Genomic DNA, 17,510 nt, shown 5'->3' on the forward strand with positions numbered 1-17,510 from the left:
TTTGGTTGGTTATTTTTAATAACCAATTGATGAGACCGCTCCTCCCCGGAGCGGTTTTTTTGTATCTTTATATCCATAAAAAAAATTAAAAAATGAATTCAAAAACAGCATTTATAACAGGAGCAACTTCTGGTATTGGAAAAGCAACTGCAGAAATTTTTGCAAAAAATAATATGAATTTAATTCTATGTGGAAGAAGACAAGATCGACTTAATGAATTAAAAGAGCAATTAGGTAAATTAACCAAAGTTATAACTTTGCAATTTGATGTAAGAGACAAAGAAGCAATTTTTAAAGCAATTAACTCTTTACCTACAGAATTTAAAACAATTGATATTTTAATTAATAATGCAGGGAATGCCCATGGTTTAAGTACCCTACAAGATGGAAATATGGATGATTGGGATGCTATGATAGATATCAATGTAAAAGGTTTGTTATACGTATCTAAAGCCATCTTACCTCAAATGGTTGAAAGAAATCAAGGGTTTGTAATAAATATTGGCTCTATTGCTGGAAAAGAGGTGTATCCTAATGGAAATGTCTATTGTGCATCAAAGTACGCTGTAAACGCTTTAAATAAGGCTATGCGATTAGATTTAAACAAACATAACATTAGAGTTGCAGCCATACATCCAGGAGCTGTAGAAACCGAGTTTTCTGAGGTACGTTTTAAAGGGGATGCTGAAAGAGCAAAAAATGTTTATGCAGGATATAAAGCATTGCAACCTGAAGATATAGCAGAGATTATTTATTTTGTTGTTACTAGACCAGCTCATGTAAATATTGAAGATTTAATAGTGTATCCTACTGCACAAGCAAGCGCAACTATTTTACATAAAGAATAGTTTAATATGATTAACAAACGTCTTTTAATAAAAAACTTATTAGCTCATAACGATGAGAATAGCTTTTACGATAAAAAGCAAAAAATATCGTTAGACTCCAAAGAAGGAAAAGCAAAGTTTTTAAAACACGTTTGCGCATTATCAAACTCAAACCCTGAGAATAATTCTTATATTGTAATTGGAGTGGAAGATCAACTCAATAAAATTGAAGGTGTAGATTTTTTTGATGATAGTAAAATTCAAAATTTAATAAATTCGTATTTAGAAAATCCTCCCAAAATTCAATATGAAAATATAGCATTTCCAACACTTCCAAGGTACAAAGTGGTGGGCTTGGTCACGATTCAACCAAATGATAAAATAACATCATTAAAAAAACCAATTTGGAAATATGTTAGAGGAACCGTTTTTTTTAGAAGAGGAAGTAACTCAATGTCAACATTAGGGAAATTTGAATTAAAAAGTACCAATAAAGAAATAGTTGAAGCTATAGAAATTAATGCAAGTAACAATATTCAACTTACTTTAGATGGTGTTTTTGATTTTTTTAAAAGGCATAAAGAAGAATATCATCCAACCTATAAAGTTTTTAATGAACAATTTGTGTTGTGTTGGGCTGGGAAAAAGAAAAAGGTAGATGATAAAATTTTTTACTCACGAGTTGATATTGAGCTAATTAATGAGCAAGTTCGTTTATTTTATTCGGCTTTAGACGAAGTAAAAATTGAATTCAATCATAAATCATTTATCATTACCGAGTATATTTTTTTAAGAATGCAAGATGAATTTGATTTTTATCCTTTTGAAAAAACGGTGATACATTTTAAAGAAAATGGAAAACACGACATTGTTACCGAGCTTTTATTTAAACCTCCTCAATTTAATAAAACTGAATTGTACCATGTATTTAACAATTGCAATGCCATTTTATTAAAGCTGAAAAAAAACTTACCACTTACAGAAACGGAATTAATTGATTTAGAGGAGCTACCAACCAACTATTTAATTTGTGTTTTAAATAAAATACCAAATGCATTGTTAAAATTAAAAGAAGCTAAAAAATATTTAAAAGAATTAGATGATAAAACAAGTTATATAAAGTATAAGGAAGCTTTACGAGTATTACGAAAAGTTACCTATCAAAAATAACTGTTATTTTCCATTTAACTTTTGATACAACTGTAGTGCAAAACCATCGGTTAAACTAGCTACATAGCCACTTATTGCTAATAATCTTAAATATAAAGTATCTTTAGGTTGTTGTAAACTTTCAGGTAAAATTGCAATGATTAATTTGTCATAATTTGTTAAATTATTTTCATAATTATTATTTGTAGCTGTTATAAAAACATCTAATAAATTTGCAATTACATTGTAGCCTGCTAGCTCTTTTTCAATAACTTCTCTACTTTTATAAATTTTTTCAACACTAATTTTAATAATATCGTTTATTTGTGCTTCATAGTTACATTTATCAAGTAATGAGTAAGGATATTCTCCTTTTAAAATAGCTTCTTCATTTTCTAAAAATACTTTAGAAGCTTCATTAATGAGGGTGCCAATTGCTAAAGCACGTAAATAACTCAGTCTATCTTTTTTATGTTCTAATTGGTAATATTTATTAGAATCAATAGTATCTTTTACTAATTTAATTAAGTATTCAAGTGCAAATTCTTCTTCAATTAAACCTAAATTTATACCATCCTCAAAATCTATAATAGTATAACAAATATCGTCCGCTGCTTCAACTAAGTACGATAAAGGGTGTCTTTTATAGGCCATATTTCCTTCTTTACCAGAAGAAATTAAACCCAATTCTTGTGCAACTTCATTAAAAAAAGAAACTTCAGATTGAAAAACACCATATTTTTTATCGGCAATATGATTGGAAGGTTTTTTTGGTAACGATTCTTTAGGATATTTGGTAAAAGCTCCTAAAGTAGCATAAGATAAACGGAGTCCTCCTTCACTTCCTTTTTGACTTTTATTTAAAATTCTAAAGCCGTTAGCATTTCCTTCAAAGTCAATTAAATCTTGCCATTGTTTGTCTGTAAGGGATTCTTTAAATTTTTTACCCTTTCCATTTTTAAAATATTCACCAATAGCTTTTTCGCCACTATGTCCAAAAGGAGGGTTTCCAATATCATGAGCCAAAGCTGCAGTTGCAACAATAGCACCAAAGTCGTTCATTTTATAACCTTCTTTAACAAGTTTTGGGTGCTTTTTTAAAAGTTGCTCACCAACAATTCTTCCTAATGACCGAGCTACTACACTAACTTCTAAACTATGTGTTAACCTAGTATGAACAAAATCTGTTTTAGAATGCGGAATAACTTGTGTTTTGTCTTGCAAACTTCTAAATGAATCCGAAAAAATAATTCGGTCATAATCTACTTCAAAACCAAGCCTGTGTTCATCTTGTTCGCAACGCAATCTTTTATGTTTATCTCCAAAACGTTTAAGAGATAATAATTGGATCCAATTCATTTTGAATTTTTTTGAAAATTTTGTTGCAATATAGTTAATAATTTATTCTTTTTTAAAATGGATCTCTTTAATAAATTTAACATTGAATATACAAAAGGGTAAGTTACATTTAACTGTAAGTTAACATTGGTTTTGTTGCTTTGTAGCAAATAAAAACCTAGAGATGAAATCATTTTTAATTTATATAGTATTATTTTTTAGCACTTCGTTATTCAGTCAATCTTTTAATGTAAGTTCTTTAGTATCAGATGTTAATAATGAAGGAGTTATTGAAGGAGTTGTATATGACACTAATTTAACTTCCGAACTAGCTTTTGCAAATGTGTCAATTAAAAATACAACTATTGAAGTTGAAACTGATTTTGATGGCTCTTTTTCAATAAATTTAAAACCAGGAAATTATACCTTAATTTTTAGTTTTTTAGGGTATAAAACGGTTGAAGTTGATAATGTAAAAGTAACCGCTAGTGGAGTGGTAAAATGCAATCAGGTTTTAGAAGCTTTAAAAATAGAAGCCGATATTTCATCAATTAATAATAGTTTTAAAGGTTAAATTAATCTTAATTTGCTAACATTAAATTAACTCTTTTATTAACTTTATATAACAACAGTTTAACTTTTCATTTACGTAGTTGCAATTCCTTTGCAAGAAGAAATTAATACTTAAAATGAAGAAAATACTTACCGTTATATTTTTACTACTAACTATCACTATTATAGGTCAAACAAAAGGTACAATTTCAGGTACTGTATATGATAAAGAAGTTAATAATGAACCCTTACCTTTTGCGAATGTGTTTATTAAAGGAACTTCAATAGGAACAACTACCGAATTTGAAGGAACATATACCTTTCAAGCGGAACCAGGAACTTATACCTTGGTTTTTAGTTTTATTGGTTATAAAACAGTTGAAGTATCAAATGTAATTGTTAAATCTGGAGAAACAGTTATTATTAATCAAATACTAAGTGCAAGTGAAGGAGTTTCTTTAAGCGAAATTCAAATTACAGCAACGGCCAATAAAGAATCGGAAAGTGCTTTATTAACTGAGCAGAAAAAAGCCGTAGCAATTGAACAAAAAATTGGAGCTCAAGAATTATCGAGAAAAGGGGTTAGTGATGTTGCAACAGCTTTAATCAAAACTACAGGGATTTCAAAACAAGAAGGATCTGGAGGTGTATTTGTAAGAGGTTTAGGTGATCGTTATAATGTAACTACATTAAATGGATTACCATTACCATCAAATAAACCTTCAAAGAAAAATATTGATCTGGATATTTTTTCAACAGATATTGTAGAATATATAAGCATTGATAAAACGTACAATACTAAAAATTATGGAGATTTTGCAGGCGCAAATGTAAATATTGCAACTAAAAATTATAAAGGAAATGGGTTTTTAGAAATAGGGATAGGTACAGGAGCAAATATAGAAGTAATTTCTCAAAACAATTTTTATTTAAATGATGGTCCAAATTTTTCAGGATTTTATAACAAAAACCATCCTAAATTTCCTCTAAGTAATTACAATTTTACAACAAGTTGGAATCGAGAAAAAGTAAACAGCCCAATTAATATAAGTGCATCCTTAAAGGGAGGAGATTCTTATACATTTGGAGAGGACAGTAAAATAAGTTTTTTTACAGTAGCTAGTTTTGACAATGGCTACAAGTTTAGAGAAGGAATTTCAAAAGGAAGCACATCGCCTTATGGACTTACAGCCAAAGAGTTTGATTTTACTAGTTATGAGTACAATACCAACTCTACTGTAATGGGTAACATTGCATTCAGCAATCAAGGAACCACTTTAAAATATAACACTTTGTTTATCAATACTTCAAGTCAAAAGCAACAAGAGTATGATGGGATAATTGATGTGTTTGATTATGCTTCTAATGGAGGTGGATTGATTCAACGAAGTACTTTTGAAAAAACAGCACTTTTTGTAAATCAGCTTTTAGGAAATCATAAAATAAAAGAACGATTTGAAGCTGATTGGGGAATTTCTTACAATACCGTTAAAAATGATGTTCCAAATAGAAGGCAAACAACACTATCACCAGATAACCCAAATGAACCAGAAGGTCCAAAATCTTTTAAAAACGTATTAAGTACCTCAGATAATCATAGGTTTTATCATGAATTGACTGAAGATGAACTTGCAGCAAATATTTCAGGAACATATAAGTTTGATGAAAACGAAGAAGAAGAATTTAATGGAAAAGTAACTGTTGGTTATAGTGGAAAAATTAAAAACATAAATTTTGAAGCTATACAATTCAACTTTGATATTTTAATTAATAACAATGGCACTCCAATTAACCAACCAACTATAGAAGATGTATATAATCTTGATGCCTATTTTAATCAAGAAAATTTTAATGCAGGATTATTTAAAATAAATACTTTTAGAGGAGGTGCAAATGTTCCAATTGCTTTAGATCCTCAAACCTATGAAGGAAACCAAGACATCCACGCAGCTTTTGTTTCTTTTGAATATTCATTTTCTCCAAAATTAATTGTAGTTGCTGGTGTAAGAGCAGAGGAAATAACACAATTTATTAAATGGAGTACAGCGCTAGACCCTGAAGGTGGGGAAAGTGAATTTAATACTACAGAAATTCTTCCAATGTTATCGTTAAAATATAAATTAAATGATAAACAGAATTTAAAATTTGCAGCAAGTAAAACATATACGCTACCTCAATTTAAAGAAAGAGCACCCTTTTTATACGATGAAATAACACAAACATCATTTGGAAATCCAACGCTATATGCTTCTAAAGATTATAATGCAGATTTTAAGTGGGAGCTGTTTCCAAAATCTAATGAAATTATTTCTTTAGGTGCTTTTGGAAAATACATACAAGATCCTATCAATGAGTTTACTGTAAATTCAGCATCTAATGATGTAAGTTATGTTAATTCAGGAGATTATGCAGTTGCTTATGGAGCGGAACTAGAGTATCGAAAAGGTGTTTTTGAAAGTGAAATTGAAAAAGGAGATGATTTTTTAAAAAGCACGTTATCTATTGGTTTTAATGCTTCCTATATGAATACCAATCAAAAACTTGATGATGAAAAAGTTTTAAAAGAAACTACCGAAGCAGGATTTCCTTTAAGTACTTTTTTTACAAATGATGAAGATAAATTAACAGGCGCATCAGATCTTTTACTAAATGCAGATATTAGTTTTTTTAAAGAATACGCTGCAGATAAAAATTTATTATCAACACTTACATTCAATTATTTTTCAGACAGAGTTTATGCTTTGGGTACTCAAGGAAAAGGAAATTTAGTTGAGAAAGGAGTTGGTTCTTTAGATTTTATTACAAAATACCAAATGAATAAAAATTTAACAATTGGTATTACGGCTAAAAATATTTTAAACCCAACAATTAAAAGGTTTCAAGAAACACAAGATGTAACAGTTTCATCTTATAAAGCAGGGATAAGTACTAAATTATCAATATCCTATAACTTTTAATTTACATTAAATTAATCCAAAAATAAATTTTAAACAATACCTAAATTATACGAGTGCAATTAATTTGTAAAATAAATAAATAAAACAAAATGAAAAAACAACTTTTAACTTTAATGATAATGATAGCCGCAATGGCTGTTGTAATTTCTTGTGGCAATGATGATGATGAAAGTACATTAGCAACTTGTTCAGATGGAATTCAAAATGGAGATGAAACAGGAATTGACTGTGGTGGATCTTCTTGTCAACCTTGTGAGGTAAACACGACTTTAGAAGGTGAAATTACAGGAACTGTTAATTTAGATCCAAATTTAGAATATCAACTTACAGCGGCCTATGTTGTTCTTGATGGTGCTACACTTAACATCCCTGCAGGAACTGTAATTAAAGCTACAGGTGGTACTGCAGCTTATATTGCTGTTGCTCAAGGAGGTAAAATTAATATTCAAGGAACTTCTGACAATCCTGTTATTATGACTTCAGGTGAGGCTTCTCCTGCACCTGCTGATTGGGGAGGATTGGTTGTTTGTGGAAAAGCACCTACTAATAAAGGAGCTTCTGTAACTTCAGAAGTAGCAGGCCTAACTTATGGAGGAACAGAAAATAATGATAACTCAGGGTCAATCAGATACTTAAGAATTGAATACACAGGAGCTGAGTTTTCTGCAGATAAACAATTTAATGGATTGTCTTTATTTGGAGTTGGTTCAGGAACGACCGTTGAATATGTACAATCTTACAATGGAAAAGACGATGGTATCGAATTTTTTGGAGGTACAGTAAACGGTAGATATTTAATTTCTACAAATGCAGGTGATGATGGTATTGACTTTGCAGATGGATGGAATGGAAATGGTGAATATTGGTATGTTTCAGGTTCAGCCAAAGCAGGTTTAGAAGGATCAAACCTTAAAGATGAAACAGCATCCGTTAACCCTATAACAACTACTACAATTAGTAACGTTACAGTGGTTGGTCCAGTAACTGAAGGAGCACTTTACTATAAAGAAGGTGGTGGAAAATTTACAATTGATAATTTTTATACTTCAGCTGTTGATTTAGGGATTAAAGTTAAAAGTACTGATATTCCTGCTGTAACAAGAATTGAAGCAGGCGATTTAACAATAACAAATATGCAATTTGCTGAAGCTGTTTCTGGGTTAGTTAAAACAGATTATACAGGTGCAAATCAAACTTTTTACACAGAAGGAATTGCTACTGGTGCTGGTAATGGAGCAGCGGCTCCAGATTGGGCTGCAGGTTGGACAAAAGGTCTTACTAATAGTGCGGCAACTACTGAAAATCTTCAAGGTAAAATTTCAAATGAAGTATCGTTAAAATCAGAGGTAACTTATTTATTAACTAGTTCGTTGGAAATTGAAAATGGTGGAAAATTAACAATCCCAGCGGGAACTGTAATTAAAGCTACAGGTGGTACTGCTGCTTATATTGCTGTTGCTCAAGGTGGTCAAATTTTTGTAGAAGGAACTTCTGACAATCCTGTTATTATGACTTCAGGAGAAACTTCTCCTGCACCTGCTGATTGGGGAGGATTGGTTGTTTGTGGAAAAGCACCTACTAATAAAGGAGCTTCTGTAACTTCAGAAGTAGCAGGCCTAACTTATGGAGGTACAGTTATTGATGATAACTCAGGGTCAATCAAATATTTAAGATTAGAATATACAGGAGCTGAGTTTTCTGCAGATAAACAATTTAATGGATTGTCTTTATTTGGAGTTGGTTCAGGAACGACCGTTGAATATGTACAATCTTATAATGGAAAAGACGATGGTATCGAATTTTTTGGAGGTACAGTAAACGGTAGATATTTAATTTCTACAAATGCAGGTGATGATGGTATTGATTTTGCAGATGGATGGAATGGAAATGGTGAATATTGGTATGTTTCAGGTTCAGCCAAAGCAGGTTTAGAAGGATCAAACCTTAAAGATGAAACAGCATCTGTTAACCCTATAACAACTACTACAATTAGTAATGTTACAGTGGTTGGTCCAGTAACTGAAGGAGCACTTTACTATAAAGAAGGTGGTGGAAAATTTACAATTGATAATTTTTATACAACAGGTATTGATTTAGGTATTAAAGTTAAGAGTAGTGATGCTCCTGCAGTATCTAGGATTGAAGCAGGTGATTTAACAATTACAAATATACAATTTGATAGTCCAGCTACAGACTTTGTAGCAACAGATCATACAGGTGCAAATCAAACTTTTTACACAGAAGGTACTGCAACTGGTGCTGGTAATGGAGCAGCGGCTCCAGACTGGGCTACAGGATGGGCAAGATTTAATTAAGAAAGTAATCTTTTACGTATAAAAAAAGGAGCTATTTTAAAAACAGCTCCTTTTTTCTTTTAAAGAAATTTAATTTTAGGACTAATTAATAACGAGTGCTTTTTCTTCAACATTAGTTATTTTATTGTGGTTGTAAGTTACAACACTTATTTTATCTTCTTTAAAGTAGGTCCAAACACCTTCTTTAACTCCATTATTGTAATTTGCAATAACCTTTTTATTTCCTTGCAAATCGTAGCTAATCCATGTTCCATGTAATTTTTCAGCAGCATTAAAATAACCTTCTCGTTCTACCAAATTATTGTTTTCAGAAAAGTAATAGGTAGCTTTTACTAAATTGTTAGCTACTTTTTTATATTCAACTTTTTGTTCTTGAGAAAAAGCAGTAAACCCAACTAATAATACCAATGTGTATATAAATGTTTTCATAATCTATTTTAATTTTCAGTTAATGTAAAATTTAATTCTACACTAAAAATAAAAAATTTACACATAATTTACGTTTAGTTAACATTAAGTTTACATTAAATTTTTTCAAATGAAACATAATCACTTGAAAAACAGTAATTTGACGAATTGTTAATTACGACTTAAAAATTTGCATATTAATGAAATGATACTTTGTAAATAGGATGATGACTAATAAATGACCTTTAACTTTTTAAAAAATATTAATGTTTAAATAATGTTTTGGTTACATAAATTAGAGTTTATTTAATGATTTTTGTGAGTGTTATTTAAATAAGAAATAAAAATCATTTCATATTAATTTGTTAGTTTTTGTCGACTCAATTATTGAAATGTATAGGCTGCTTTTAAAAAGTGGCCTTTTTTGGTTACCAAAAAGTAGTGTAAAAATAACAACTTGATAACGTTAATTTAACAAATGTATTGGTTCTTTGCAGTGACAAAAACTAATAATTATGAAATTAAAGAATGTTCTTTTGGTAGCATTATTTTTTAGCTACTTTTTTATGAATTCTCAAGAGAATCCTTTCTCTACTAAATGGGATAATGGATTTAAAATCGAGAATGCTGATAAAAGCATTAAAATGAAATTTGGAGGTCGTTTAATGTACGATTTTGGTTTTTTCTCATTAAATAATAAGGCTGAGACCAATGGGTACACACTAGCTTCTGAAAACGGAAATGAATTTCGTAGAGCACGTTTATTTACTTCAGGAACGATTTATAAAAATATTGACTTTAAACTTCAAGTAGATTTTACAGGTGGTGAAGTTACTTTAAAAGATGCCTATATAACCTTAAAAAAATTGCCTGCTGTTGGAAACTTACGAGTTGGGCATTTTAAAGAACCTTATAGATTAGAAGCGCTTACTAGTAGTAAGTACATTACATTTATGGAAAGAGCGTTACCAATTTCAATGATTCCTGAAAGAAATTCTGGATTTATGCTTTTTAATGAAAGTGCTAATAAAAGAATGTCCTGGCAAATAGGCTTGTTTAGAGGTGCTGATAAAGCAACTTCAGACAGTCCTGAAGCAAATGGTGATTATGCCATAACATCTAGAATAGCAGGTGCCGTGTTGAATAAAGAAAATTCATTACTTCATTTAGGTCTTTCATACAGTTATAGAAAACCACAAGAAAACCATTCTTTTGGTTATTCAGTAAGACCAGAAGTTCACATCTCAAATAAATATATCCAAACAAATGTAAGTGGTGTTGATAATGTACATCTTTTCAATTTTGAAACAGCTTGGGTGGCTAATTCATTTTCATTACAAGGAGAATACTCAGCAGCCAATGTAAATTCATCTTTAAACGATGAAAACTTTACCAGTTATTATCTACAAGCTAGTTATTTTTTAACAGGAGAAAAAAGAGTGTATAAAAATTCTATGGATGGATTTGACCGTGTAAAACCTGCATCAAATTTTGGAGAAAATGGAATAGGTGCTTTAGAAGTTGCATTACGATATTCTGGAATTGATGGGATGAATAATGATAAGATGGGCAATATTACTGCTGGTTTAAATTGGCATTTAAATCCTGCAACACGAATTATGGCCAATTATGTGATTTCTAATATAGAAAATAATACTCAATACCATGGAGATGGACAATTTAACGCTTTTCAAATGCGTTTTCAAATAGATTTTTAAAGTAAAATATATTTAAAAATCTAATTATCAAATAATTAAAATTAAAAAATATTGTTGTTTTAATCATTTTAAATTAACTAAAAATTAACGTTCAGTGCATTTATTTGCAAGCAAATAATAAAAGACAAAAATGAAAAAATTAGTATTTATTTTATCACTAGCATTTATAGTAGGTGCTTGTGGAGACAAAAAATCACAAAAAGAAAACAAAGAAGAAACTACAGGAAAACTTTCAGGAACTATTAAAGTTGATGGTTCAAGTACTGTGTTTCCTATTACTGAAGCTGTAGCCGAAGAATTTAGAGCAGTTCAACCAGATGTTAAAGTAACGGTAGGTGTTTCAGGAACAGGGGGAGGTTTTAAAAAATTCTCAAGAGGGGAAACTAACCTATCAAATGCTTCTCGCCCAATTAAAGAAAAAGAAATTGCTGCCTGTAAAGAAAATAACATCAATTACTTAGAATTAGAAGTTGCTTATGATGGCTTAGCAGTATTAGTAAACCCAGAAAATGATTGGGTAGATAGTTTTACTATTGAAGAACTAAAGAAAATATGGGAACCTGCCGCTCAGGGTGTAATTATGAAATGGAATCAAATTAGACCAGAATGGCCTAATGAAGAAATTCATTTATTTGGTCCTGGAGTTGCTTCTGGTACCTACGATTATTTTACGGAAGCTATTGTTGGTAAAAGTGGTTCAAGTAGAGGTGACTTTACAGCTAGTGAAGATGATCATGTATTGGTTCAAGGTATTGCAGGAGATAAATTTGCCTTAGGATTTTTTGGATTGGCATATTACACTGAGAACAAAGATAAATTAACATTGATAGGTGTTCATAATGGAGAAGAAGTGATTAAACCAACATTAGAAACCGTAAGTAACGGAACTTATAAACCACTATCTAGACCTTTATTTGTATATGTAAATAGTACTTCTGTAAAATCGAAAGAGGTAGTAGAGTTTGTTAATTTTTACATTGATAACTCAGGTGAATTATCTAAAGATGTAGGATACATTCCTTTACCTTCTGAACTATACGTACAACAAAAAGAAAATTTTAAAAATTTTGTTGAAAACAACCAATAAATTTTTGGTTTTATTTATAAATCAGGCATTACCATAATGCCTGATTCACATTCTTTAAATTATCTTTTTAATGCGAAAAATTAGAGAACTAGTAATAGAAAAATCACTTTTAGGAAGTGCTTTAATTACTATTGCAGTTACTGTAGGTATCATTTCAGTTCTTGCAATTGAAGCAGTTCGTTTTTTTAAAGAAGTCTCTTTATTTGATTTTTTTACGGATACCCAATGGACTCCTTTATTTACAGATAAACATTACGGAATTTTACCATTACTTTCAGGAACATTTTTAACATCTTTAATTGCTATTTCTGTTGCGTTACCTATTGGGTTATCAATAAGTATTTATTTAAGTGAATATGCTCCTAAAAGTTTCAGAAAAACAATCAAACCTTTATTAGAGCTTTTAGCAGCTATTCCAACAGTTGTTTATGGTTTTTTTGCTTTAATAGTAGTAACTCCATTTTTACAACAATTTATTCCAAACCTATCTGGGTTTAACTCACTTTCTGCAGGTGTTGTTATGGGAATTATGATAATTCCATTTGTATCTTCCATTAGTGAAGATGCTTTACATGCAGTTCCAAGAGCATTAAGAGAAGCTTCTTATGGAATGGGGGCAACTAAATTGCAAACAGCTTTTAAAGTAGTGGTTCCAGCTGCTTCATCAGGAATTATAGTTTCTATAATTTTAGCTATTTCTAGAGCCATAGGAGAAACCATGATTGTTGCGGTAGCCGCAGGTCAGCAACCTCGTTTAACATTAGATCCTACTGTTCCAGTTGAAACTATAACCGCTTATATTGTTCAGGTTAGTTTAGGTGATGTTGAACATGGTTCCATAGAGTATAGGACCATATTTGCTGCAGGTATTACCTTGTTTGTGTTTACGTTTTTGTTAAACACGTTGAGTTACAGAATCAGAAAAAAATACCAAGAAAAGTATGAATAGTATTCAAAAAAATAGATTGAAAGATCAACTGTTCAAAATCTGGGGAATAGTTTGTACACTTATAGGATTGGTGTTATTGATTATTTTTATTGGAGATATTTTTATTGATGGGATAAGTAGAATTGATTGGGAGTTTATAACTGACTTGCCATCTAGAAAAGCTGAAAAATCTGGTATATATACAGCCCTAATGGGAAGCATTTGGATTTTAATTTTAACAACAATCATTTCTTTTCCAATTGGAGTTGCAGCAGGTGTTTATTTAGAAGAATATAGTAAAAAGAATAGGCTTTCAGCTTTGTTAGAAATTAATATTTCAAATTTAGCAGGTGTACCATCCATTATTTATGGATTATTAGGACTCGAATTATTTGCTAGAATTATGAATTTAGGAGCCAGTGTTTTAACAGGAAGTTTAACACTGTCTTTATTAATTTTGCCAATTATAATTGTAGCAACTAGAGAAGCTATAAAATCAGTTCCAAACTCTATTAGAGACGCTTCATTTGCTTTAGGAGCTTCCAAATGGCAAACTATTTGGCATCAAATATTACCTGCTTCTGGAGGAGGTATTTTAACAGGTGTTATTTTAGCACTTTCAAGAGCAGTTGGTGAAACAGCACCATTAATAGTTATTGGAGCTTTGGCTTATGTGCCTTTTGCACCTTCTACACCAATGGATGAATTTTCGGTATTGCCTATCCAAATATTTAATTGGATTTCAAGACCACAACATGGATTTATTGAAAATGCAGCAGCAGCAATTATTATATTATTACTTATTACATTTGTAATGAATGGTATCGCTGTTTATTTTAGAAATAGATGGCAAAAGAAATGGAAATAATGGAAAAAATTAAAGAGAAAAAAGAAGTGAAGAATATAGTTGATAATAATCAATCTAAATCTTTACAAAAAATTGATATAAAAAATGTAAAAGTTTGGTACGATGATTTTAATGCCATTAAAGGTATTGATATGAACATAAAACCAAACAGTGTAACGGCTTTTATTGGTCCTTCAGGTTGTGGAAAATCTACGTTTTTGCGATTGTTTAATAGAATGAATGATTATGTTGATGGCTTTAAAATGGAAGGTAAAATTAAAATAGATGGTAAAAATATATACAAGAAGAAGGTGAATGTTGAAGAACTTCGTAAAGAAATTGGAATGGTGTTTCAAAAACCAAACCCATTTCCTAAATCTATTTTCGAAAATGTAGCCTATGGTTTAAAAATCCAAGGAATAAAAGATAAAAAATTCATAGAAGCAAGAGTTGAAAAGGCTTTAAAGCAAGCAGATTTATGGGACGAAGTAAAAGATAACTTAAAAAAATCTGCCTTAGCTTTATCAGGAGGTCAACAACAGCGTTTATGTATTGCTAGAACCTTAGCAGTAGAGCCATCTATAATTTTAATGGATGAACCAACTTCAGCCCTAGACCCCATATCAACAGCTAAAATTGAAGATCTTATCTTTGAGCTAAAAGAAAAATATACAATTATTATTGTAACTCATAACATGCAACAAGCTAGTAGAATAAGTGATTATACGGCTTTTTTCTACCTTGGAGAATTAATTGAATACAATAAAACAAAAACAATTTTTACAAATCCAGAAAAAAAACAAACAGAGAATTATATTACTGGACGTTTTGGATAAAAAATATACATTATGGTTATAAATGCTGAACAACAAAGAGCCTCTTTAAATCAAACAGGGCTTGAAATGCTTAATTTGTGTACTTCACAATTGGAAAAAGCCACAGAAGCTTTAAAGAATCACGACAGTGATTTAGCCGAAGAAGTTATGAATGGCGAAACTCGTGTAAATGCACTTGATTTAAAAATTGAACGTGATTGTGAAAAATTTTTAGCACTTTACAATCCTGTTGCAATAGATTTGCGTTTTATCATGGCTATTAGAAAAATTAACCTAGACCTAGAAAGAATGGGAGATATAGCTTATGAGATTTCTAATTATGTGGTTGATGAAGATAAAAAAATACCTGCAAGTTTGTTTAAGGCGTTAAGTTTTGATAAAATGTACGAAACCTTAACTTCAATGCTTGAAGATATTACTGTTGCATATGAAGAAAACGATGTTAAAATTTCAAGAAAAGTTTTTAAAAAAGGAAAAGCATTAAATAAAATAAATGCCAAAGCATTTGATATTTTAGAGGCAGAAATTAAAAAGGATAATGAAATTATTAAACAAGCATTATTATTATTTGTTGTTGTAAAAAAATTAGAACGTGTTGGTGGTTTAATAAAAAATATTGCTGAAGAAATTATTTTTTATATTGATGCTGAAGTGTTAAAACACAAAAAGAAAAAGTAATAAGAATGTTATTTTATACGCAAAAAAGAGTGCTTTAAGCACTCTTTTTTTGTGCCTCATTACCATTGTTTTCAAAAATTGAATGTTTTTCATTATACAATAATTCAGCAACTTCAATAAGCTTTTTAATCATTTCGTTAACATTGGCATAGTCGTTAAAAAGTGAAGATGCCATTTCAGACGTAATTAAATTTTTTCTAATTAACCTATCAATGGATTTATTATTTTGTTTTATATTTTCTTTGGCTTGTTTTTTTAATTCAATTAATTTTTCTGCGTATTTCAAGGTTTTATCTTCAGTTCTAAACAAATAAATAATTCGTAAAACTTTAATTACTTTTTTTCTAAAACCATCATATTCTTTTAATAAGTACTTATTGTCTAAATTTAATGATTTGGTGACGTTTTTATTTAACTCTCTAACTTCTTTAATAATTTCAACCATTTTTCGGTTAGCAATTTTTATGTTGGTAATTGTAGAATTTTGTTTTTTATTTAAATGAAGTGTGTTTTGTGCAGTTGAAGCATATCTTATAATTTCTCCATAAATACTTTTTACTTTTTTATAGTACAATTCTTCAACATCAATTTGCATATCAGTTGTAGATTTTTTAACAATACTTTTAATTTTTTTATCAGAAATGATATCTTCTCTATGAATGTTTAATGCATGAGCTACAATTTCAAAAATGGCATTTTTATACAAATGTTTGGTTTCATTTATTAGTGAGGATATGACTGTTCCTGGAAATTTTAAAACGGCTTCATTTAAGTATTTAGGTTCATCTGTACCTTTAATTTTTTCTTTAAAAATTCGTAATAAAAGAGTTTCAATAGATTTAATAAAAGGAATCATTAAAATAACACCTAAAATATTAAATATAGTATGAAATAAAGCCAGTTTTAAGGTATAATCACTATATTTTATTCCAAAAATTTCAGCTAAATAATTAACTAAACTTGCTAGTGGAAAAATAAATATAAGAGCAATTATACCTGTTACAATGTTAAAAATTAAGTGAGCACCTGCCAATCTTTTACCAGAAACATTAGAGCTTATGGCTCCTAAAATAGCTGTTACTGTGGTGCCTATATTAGCGCCAATAGTTATGGCTAATGCATTTTCATAGGTTATTTGTCCAGCAGCTAAAGCTGTTAATACCAACACCAAGGAGGCAGCACTTGATTGTAGTAAAACCGTTATAATAATACCGATTGCTGTATATAATAAAACTCCTAAATATCCTGAAACGGCATATTGAGTTAAATCTATGTATTTGCTAAATACTTCAAATCCTTCTTTCATAAAATAGATACCTAAGAAAAAGAATCCTAAACCTGCTAATACATTACCAATACCTTTAAATACTTCATTTTTTTGAATAGAAAATATAATTCCAAATACTAACATTGGCATTGCTAAAGCTGATATTTTTATTTTTAAACCAAAACCAGCAACTAACCATGCGGTTGCAGTACTACCAATATTTGCTCCAAATATTAGACCTAAACCACCTGTTAAACTAATGAGTCCTGCACTAATGAATGAAATGGTAATTACGGAAACTAAAGAGCTAGATTGTAATAATGCTGTAACCAAAGCACCAACAGAAATACTTTTGTAAAGTTTATTTGTTGCTTTTTTTAATAGATTTTGAAGTGGTCCTTTAGTGAAAACTCTAAAACCTTCTTCTAACATTATCATACCAAAAAGGAGTATGGCAATACCTGCAGAAATAGTTTTAAAATTTGGATTAAGTACTAATACCACAGCTAAAACAACTAAAAAAACAATAAATAGAAGCCTCCTAAACATAAGTAAATACAAAAATTAAAAAGTAAATATAGCTAAAATAAAAAAGGCCTTCAA

14 protein-coding genes are annotated in these 17,510 nt (G+C 29.9%); 11 read left to right on the forward strand and 3 right to left on the reverse strand.

Annotated features, from left to right (window positions below):
• Nucleotides 1-92 precede the first annotated feature (92 nt).
• Both Q0714_RS03130 and Q0714_RS03135 read left to right on the forward strand, forming a co-directional pair.
• Nucleotides 93-848, forward strand: coding sequence for an SDR family NAD(P)-dependent oxidoreductase (locus Q0714_RS03130; RefSeq protein ID WP_298262851.1), 756 nt, complete (start codon nt 93-95; stop codon nt 846-848).
• A gap of 6 nt (nt 849-854) precedes the next feature.
• Nucleotides 855-1,997, forward strand: coding sequence for an ATP-binding protein (locus Q0714_RS03135; RefSeq protein WP_298262852.1), 1,143 nt, complete (start codon nt 855-857; stop codon nt 1,995-1,997).
• A 3-nt stretch (nt 1,998-2,000) separates the two neighbouring features.
• Here Q0714_RS03135 and Q0714_RS03140 read toward each other — a convergent pair whose 3' ends face one another.
• The gene (locus Q0714_RS03140; RefSeq protein ID WP_298262853.1) at nt 2,001-3,335 is read right to left on the reverse strand and encodes a deoxyguanosinetriphosphate triphosphohydrolase; all 1,335 of its coding nucleotides are present in this window, start codon (nt 3,333-3,335) and stop codon (nt 2,001-2,003) included.
• Between the two features lie 163 nt (nt 3,336-3,498).
• On the opposite strand from Q0714_RS03140, the gene Q0714_RS03145 reads away from it, so the two are divergent.
• The 3 genes from Q0714_RS03145 to Q0714_RS03155 all read left to right on the forward strand — a co-directional run bounded on the left by Q0714_RS03145 (nt 3,499) and on the right by Q0714_RS03155 (nt 9,138).
• The gene (locus Q0714_RS03145; protein WP_298262854.1) at nt 3,499-3,888 is read left to right on the forward strand and encodes a carboxypeptidase-like regulatory domain-containing protein; all 390 of its coding nucleotides are present in this window, start codon (nt 3,499-3,501) and stop codon (nt 3,886-3,888) included.
• A gap of 115 nt (nt 3,889-4,003) precedes the next feature.
• Entirely contained in the window at nt 4,004-6,823 is a 2,820-nt protein-coding gene (locus tag Q0714_RS03150; protein WP_298262855.1) for a TonB-dependent receptor, read from the forward strand.
• An 89-nt stretch (nt 6,824-6,912) separates the two neighbouring features.
• Nucleotides 6,913-9,138: a hypothetical protein gene (locus Q0714_RS03155; protein WP_298262856.1), complete on the forward strand. Its 2,226-nt coding sequence runs from the start codon at nt 6,913-6,915 to the stop codon at nt 9,136-9,138.
• Between the two features lie 81 nt (nt 9,139-9,219).
• Here the strand turns inward: Q0714_RS03155 and Q0714_RS03160 are convergent, their stop codons facing one another.
• Nucleotides 9,220-9,567, reverse strand: coding sequence for a membrane-binding protein (locus Q0714_RS03160; RefSeq protein WP_298262857.1), 348 nt, complete (start codon nt 9,565-9,567; stop codon nt 9,220-9,222).
• A 494-nt stretch (nt 9,568-10,061) separates the two neighbouring features.
• On the opposite strand from Q0714_RS03160, the gene Q0714_RS03165 reads away from it, so the two are divergent.
• The 6 genes from Q0714_RS03165 (at nt 10,062) to phoU (ending at nt 15,640) form a co-directional block, all read left to right on the forward strand.
• Nucleotides 10,062-11,264, forward strand: coding sequence for a porin (locus Q0714_RS03165; protein WP_298262858.1), 1,203 nt, complete (start codon nt 10,062-10,064; stop codon nt 11,262-11,264).
• Nucleotides 11,265-11,394: 130 nt separating this feature from the next.
• The gene (locus tag Q0714_RS03170) at nt 11,395-12,351 is read left to right on the forward strand and encodes a PstS family phosphate ABC transporter substrate-binding protein (RefSeq protein WP_298262859.1); all 957 of its coding nucleotides are present in this window, start codon (nt 11,395-11,397) and stop codon (nt 12,349-12,351) included.
• A 70-nt stretch (nt 12,352-12,421) separates the two neighbouring features.
• Nucleotides 12,422-13,300 carry a phosphate ABC transporter permease subunit PstC gene (pstC, locus tag Q0714_RS03175; protein ID WP_298262860.1) on the forward strand — a complete coding sequence of 293 codons (879 nt, stop codon included), beginning with the start codon at nt 12,422-12,424 and terminating at the stop codon, nt 13,298-13,300.
• Nucleotides 13,293-14,147 carry a phosphate ABC transporter permease PstA gene (gene pstA / locus Q0714_RS03180; RefSeq protein WP_298262861.1) on the forward strand — a complete coding sequence of 285 codons (855 nt, stop codon included), beginning with the start codon at nt 13,293-13,295 and terminating at the stop codon, nt 14,145-14,147. Before pstC ends, pstA begins: the two co-directional genes overlap by 8 nt.
• The gene (pstB, locus tag Q0714_RS03185) at nt 14,147-14,962 is read left to right on the forward strand and encodes a phosphate ABC transporter ATP-binding protein PstB (RefSeq protein WP_363317269.1); all 816 of its coding nucleotides are present in this window, start codon (nt 14,147-14,149) and stop codon (nt 14,960-14,962) included. Before pstA ends, pstB begins: the two co-directional genes overlap by 1 nt.
• Nucleotides 14,963-14,974: 12 nt before the next feature.
• Entirely contained in the window at nt 14,975-15,640 is a 666-nt protein-coding gene (gene phoU, locus Q0714_RS03190) for a phosphate signaling complex protein PhoU (protein WP_298262862.1), read from the forward strand.
• 34 nt (nt 15,641-15,674) lie between these two features.
• Here the strand turns inward: phoU and Q0714_RS03195 are convergent, their stop codons facing one another.
• Nucleotides 15,675-17,456 carry a Na/Pi symporter gene (locus Q0714_RS03195; protein WP_298262863.1) on the reverse strand — a complete coding sequence of 594 codons (1,782 nt, stop codon included), beginning with the start codon at nt 17,454-17,456 and terminating at the stop codon, nt 15,675-15,677.
• Nucleotides 17,457-17,510 lie beyond the last annotated feature (54 nt).

This window comes from uncultured Lutibacter sp. (genome assembly GCF_947493565.1).
In the GTDB taxonomy this organism is placed as follows: domain Bacteria; phylum Bacteroidota; class Bacteroidia; order Flavobacteriales; family Flavobacteriaceae; genus Lutibacter; species Lutibacter aestuarii.

Bases quoted from the DNA above. Each gene is read 5' to 3' on its own strand.
- Q0714_RS03135 (WP_298262852.1), top strand. From the start codon at position 855: ATGATTAACAAACGTCTTTTAATAAAAAACTTATTAGCTCATAACGAT.
- Q0714_RS03140 (WP_298262853.1), bottom strand. From the start codon at position 3,335: ATGAATTGGATCCAATTATTATCTCTTAAACGTTTTGGAGATAAACAT.
- Q0714_RS03170 (WP_298262859.1), top strand. From the start codon at position 11,395: ATGAAAAAATTAGTATTTATTTTATCACTAGCATTTATAGTAGGTGCT.
- Q0714_RS03150 (WP_298262855.1), top strand. From the start codon at position 4,004: ATGAAGAAAATACTTACCGTTATATTTTTACTACTAACTATCACTATT.
- phoU (WP_298262862.1), top strand. From the start codon at position 14,975: ATGGTTATAAATGCTGAACAACAAAGAGCCTCTTTAAATCAAACAGGG.
- Q0714_RS03130 (WP_298262851.1), top strand. From the start codon at position 93: ATGAATTCAAAAACAGCATTTATAACAGGAGCAACTTCTGGTATTGGA.
- Q0714_RS03155 (WP_298262856.1), top strand. From the start codon at position 6,913: ATGAAAAAACAACTTTTAACTTTAATGATAATGATAGCCGCAATGGCT.
- pstB (WP_363317269.1), top strand. From the start codon at position 14,147: ATGGAAAAAATTAAAGAGAAAAAAGAAGTGAAGAATATAGTTGATAAT.
- Q0714_RS03160 (WP_298262857.1), bottom strand. From the start codon at position 9,567: ATGAAAACATTTATATACACATTGGTATTATTAGTTGGGTTTACTGCT.
- Q0714_RS03195 (WP_298262863.1), bottom strand. From the start codon at position 17,456: ATGTTTAGGAGGCTTCTATTTATTGTTTTTTTAGTTGTTTTAGCTGTG.
- Q0714_RS03165 (WP_298262858.1), top strand. From the start codon at position 10,062: ATGAAATTAAAGAATGTTCTTTTGGTAGCATTATTTTTTAGCTACTTT.
- Q0714_RS03145 (WP_298262854.1), top strand. From the start codon at position 3,499: ATGAAATCATTTTTAATTTATATAGTATTATTTTTTAGCACTTCGTTA.
- pstA (WP_298262861.1), top strand. From the start codon at position 13,293: ATGAATAGTATTCAAAAAAATAGATTGAAAGATCAACTGTTCAAAATC.
- pstC (WP_298262860.1), top strand. From the start codon at position 12,422: ATGCGAAAAATTAGAGAACTAGTAATAGAAAAATCACTTTTAGGAAGT.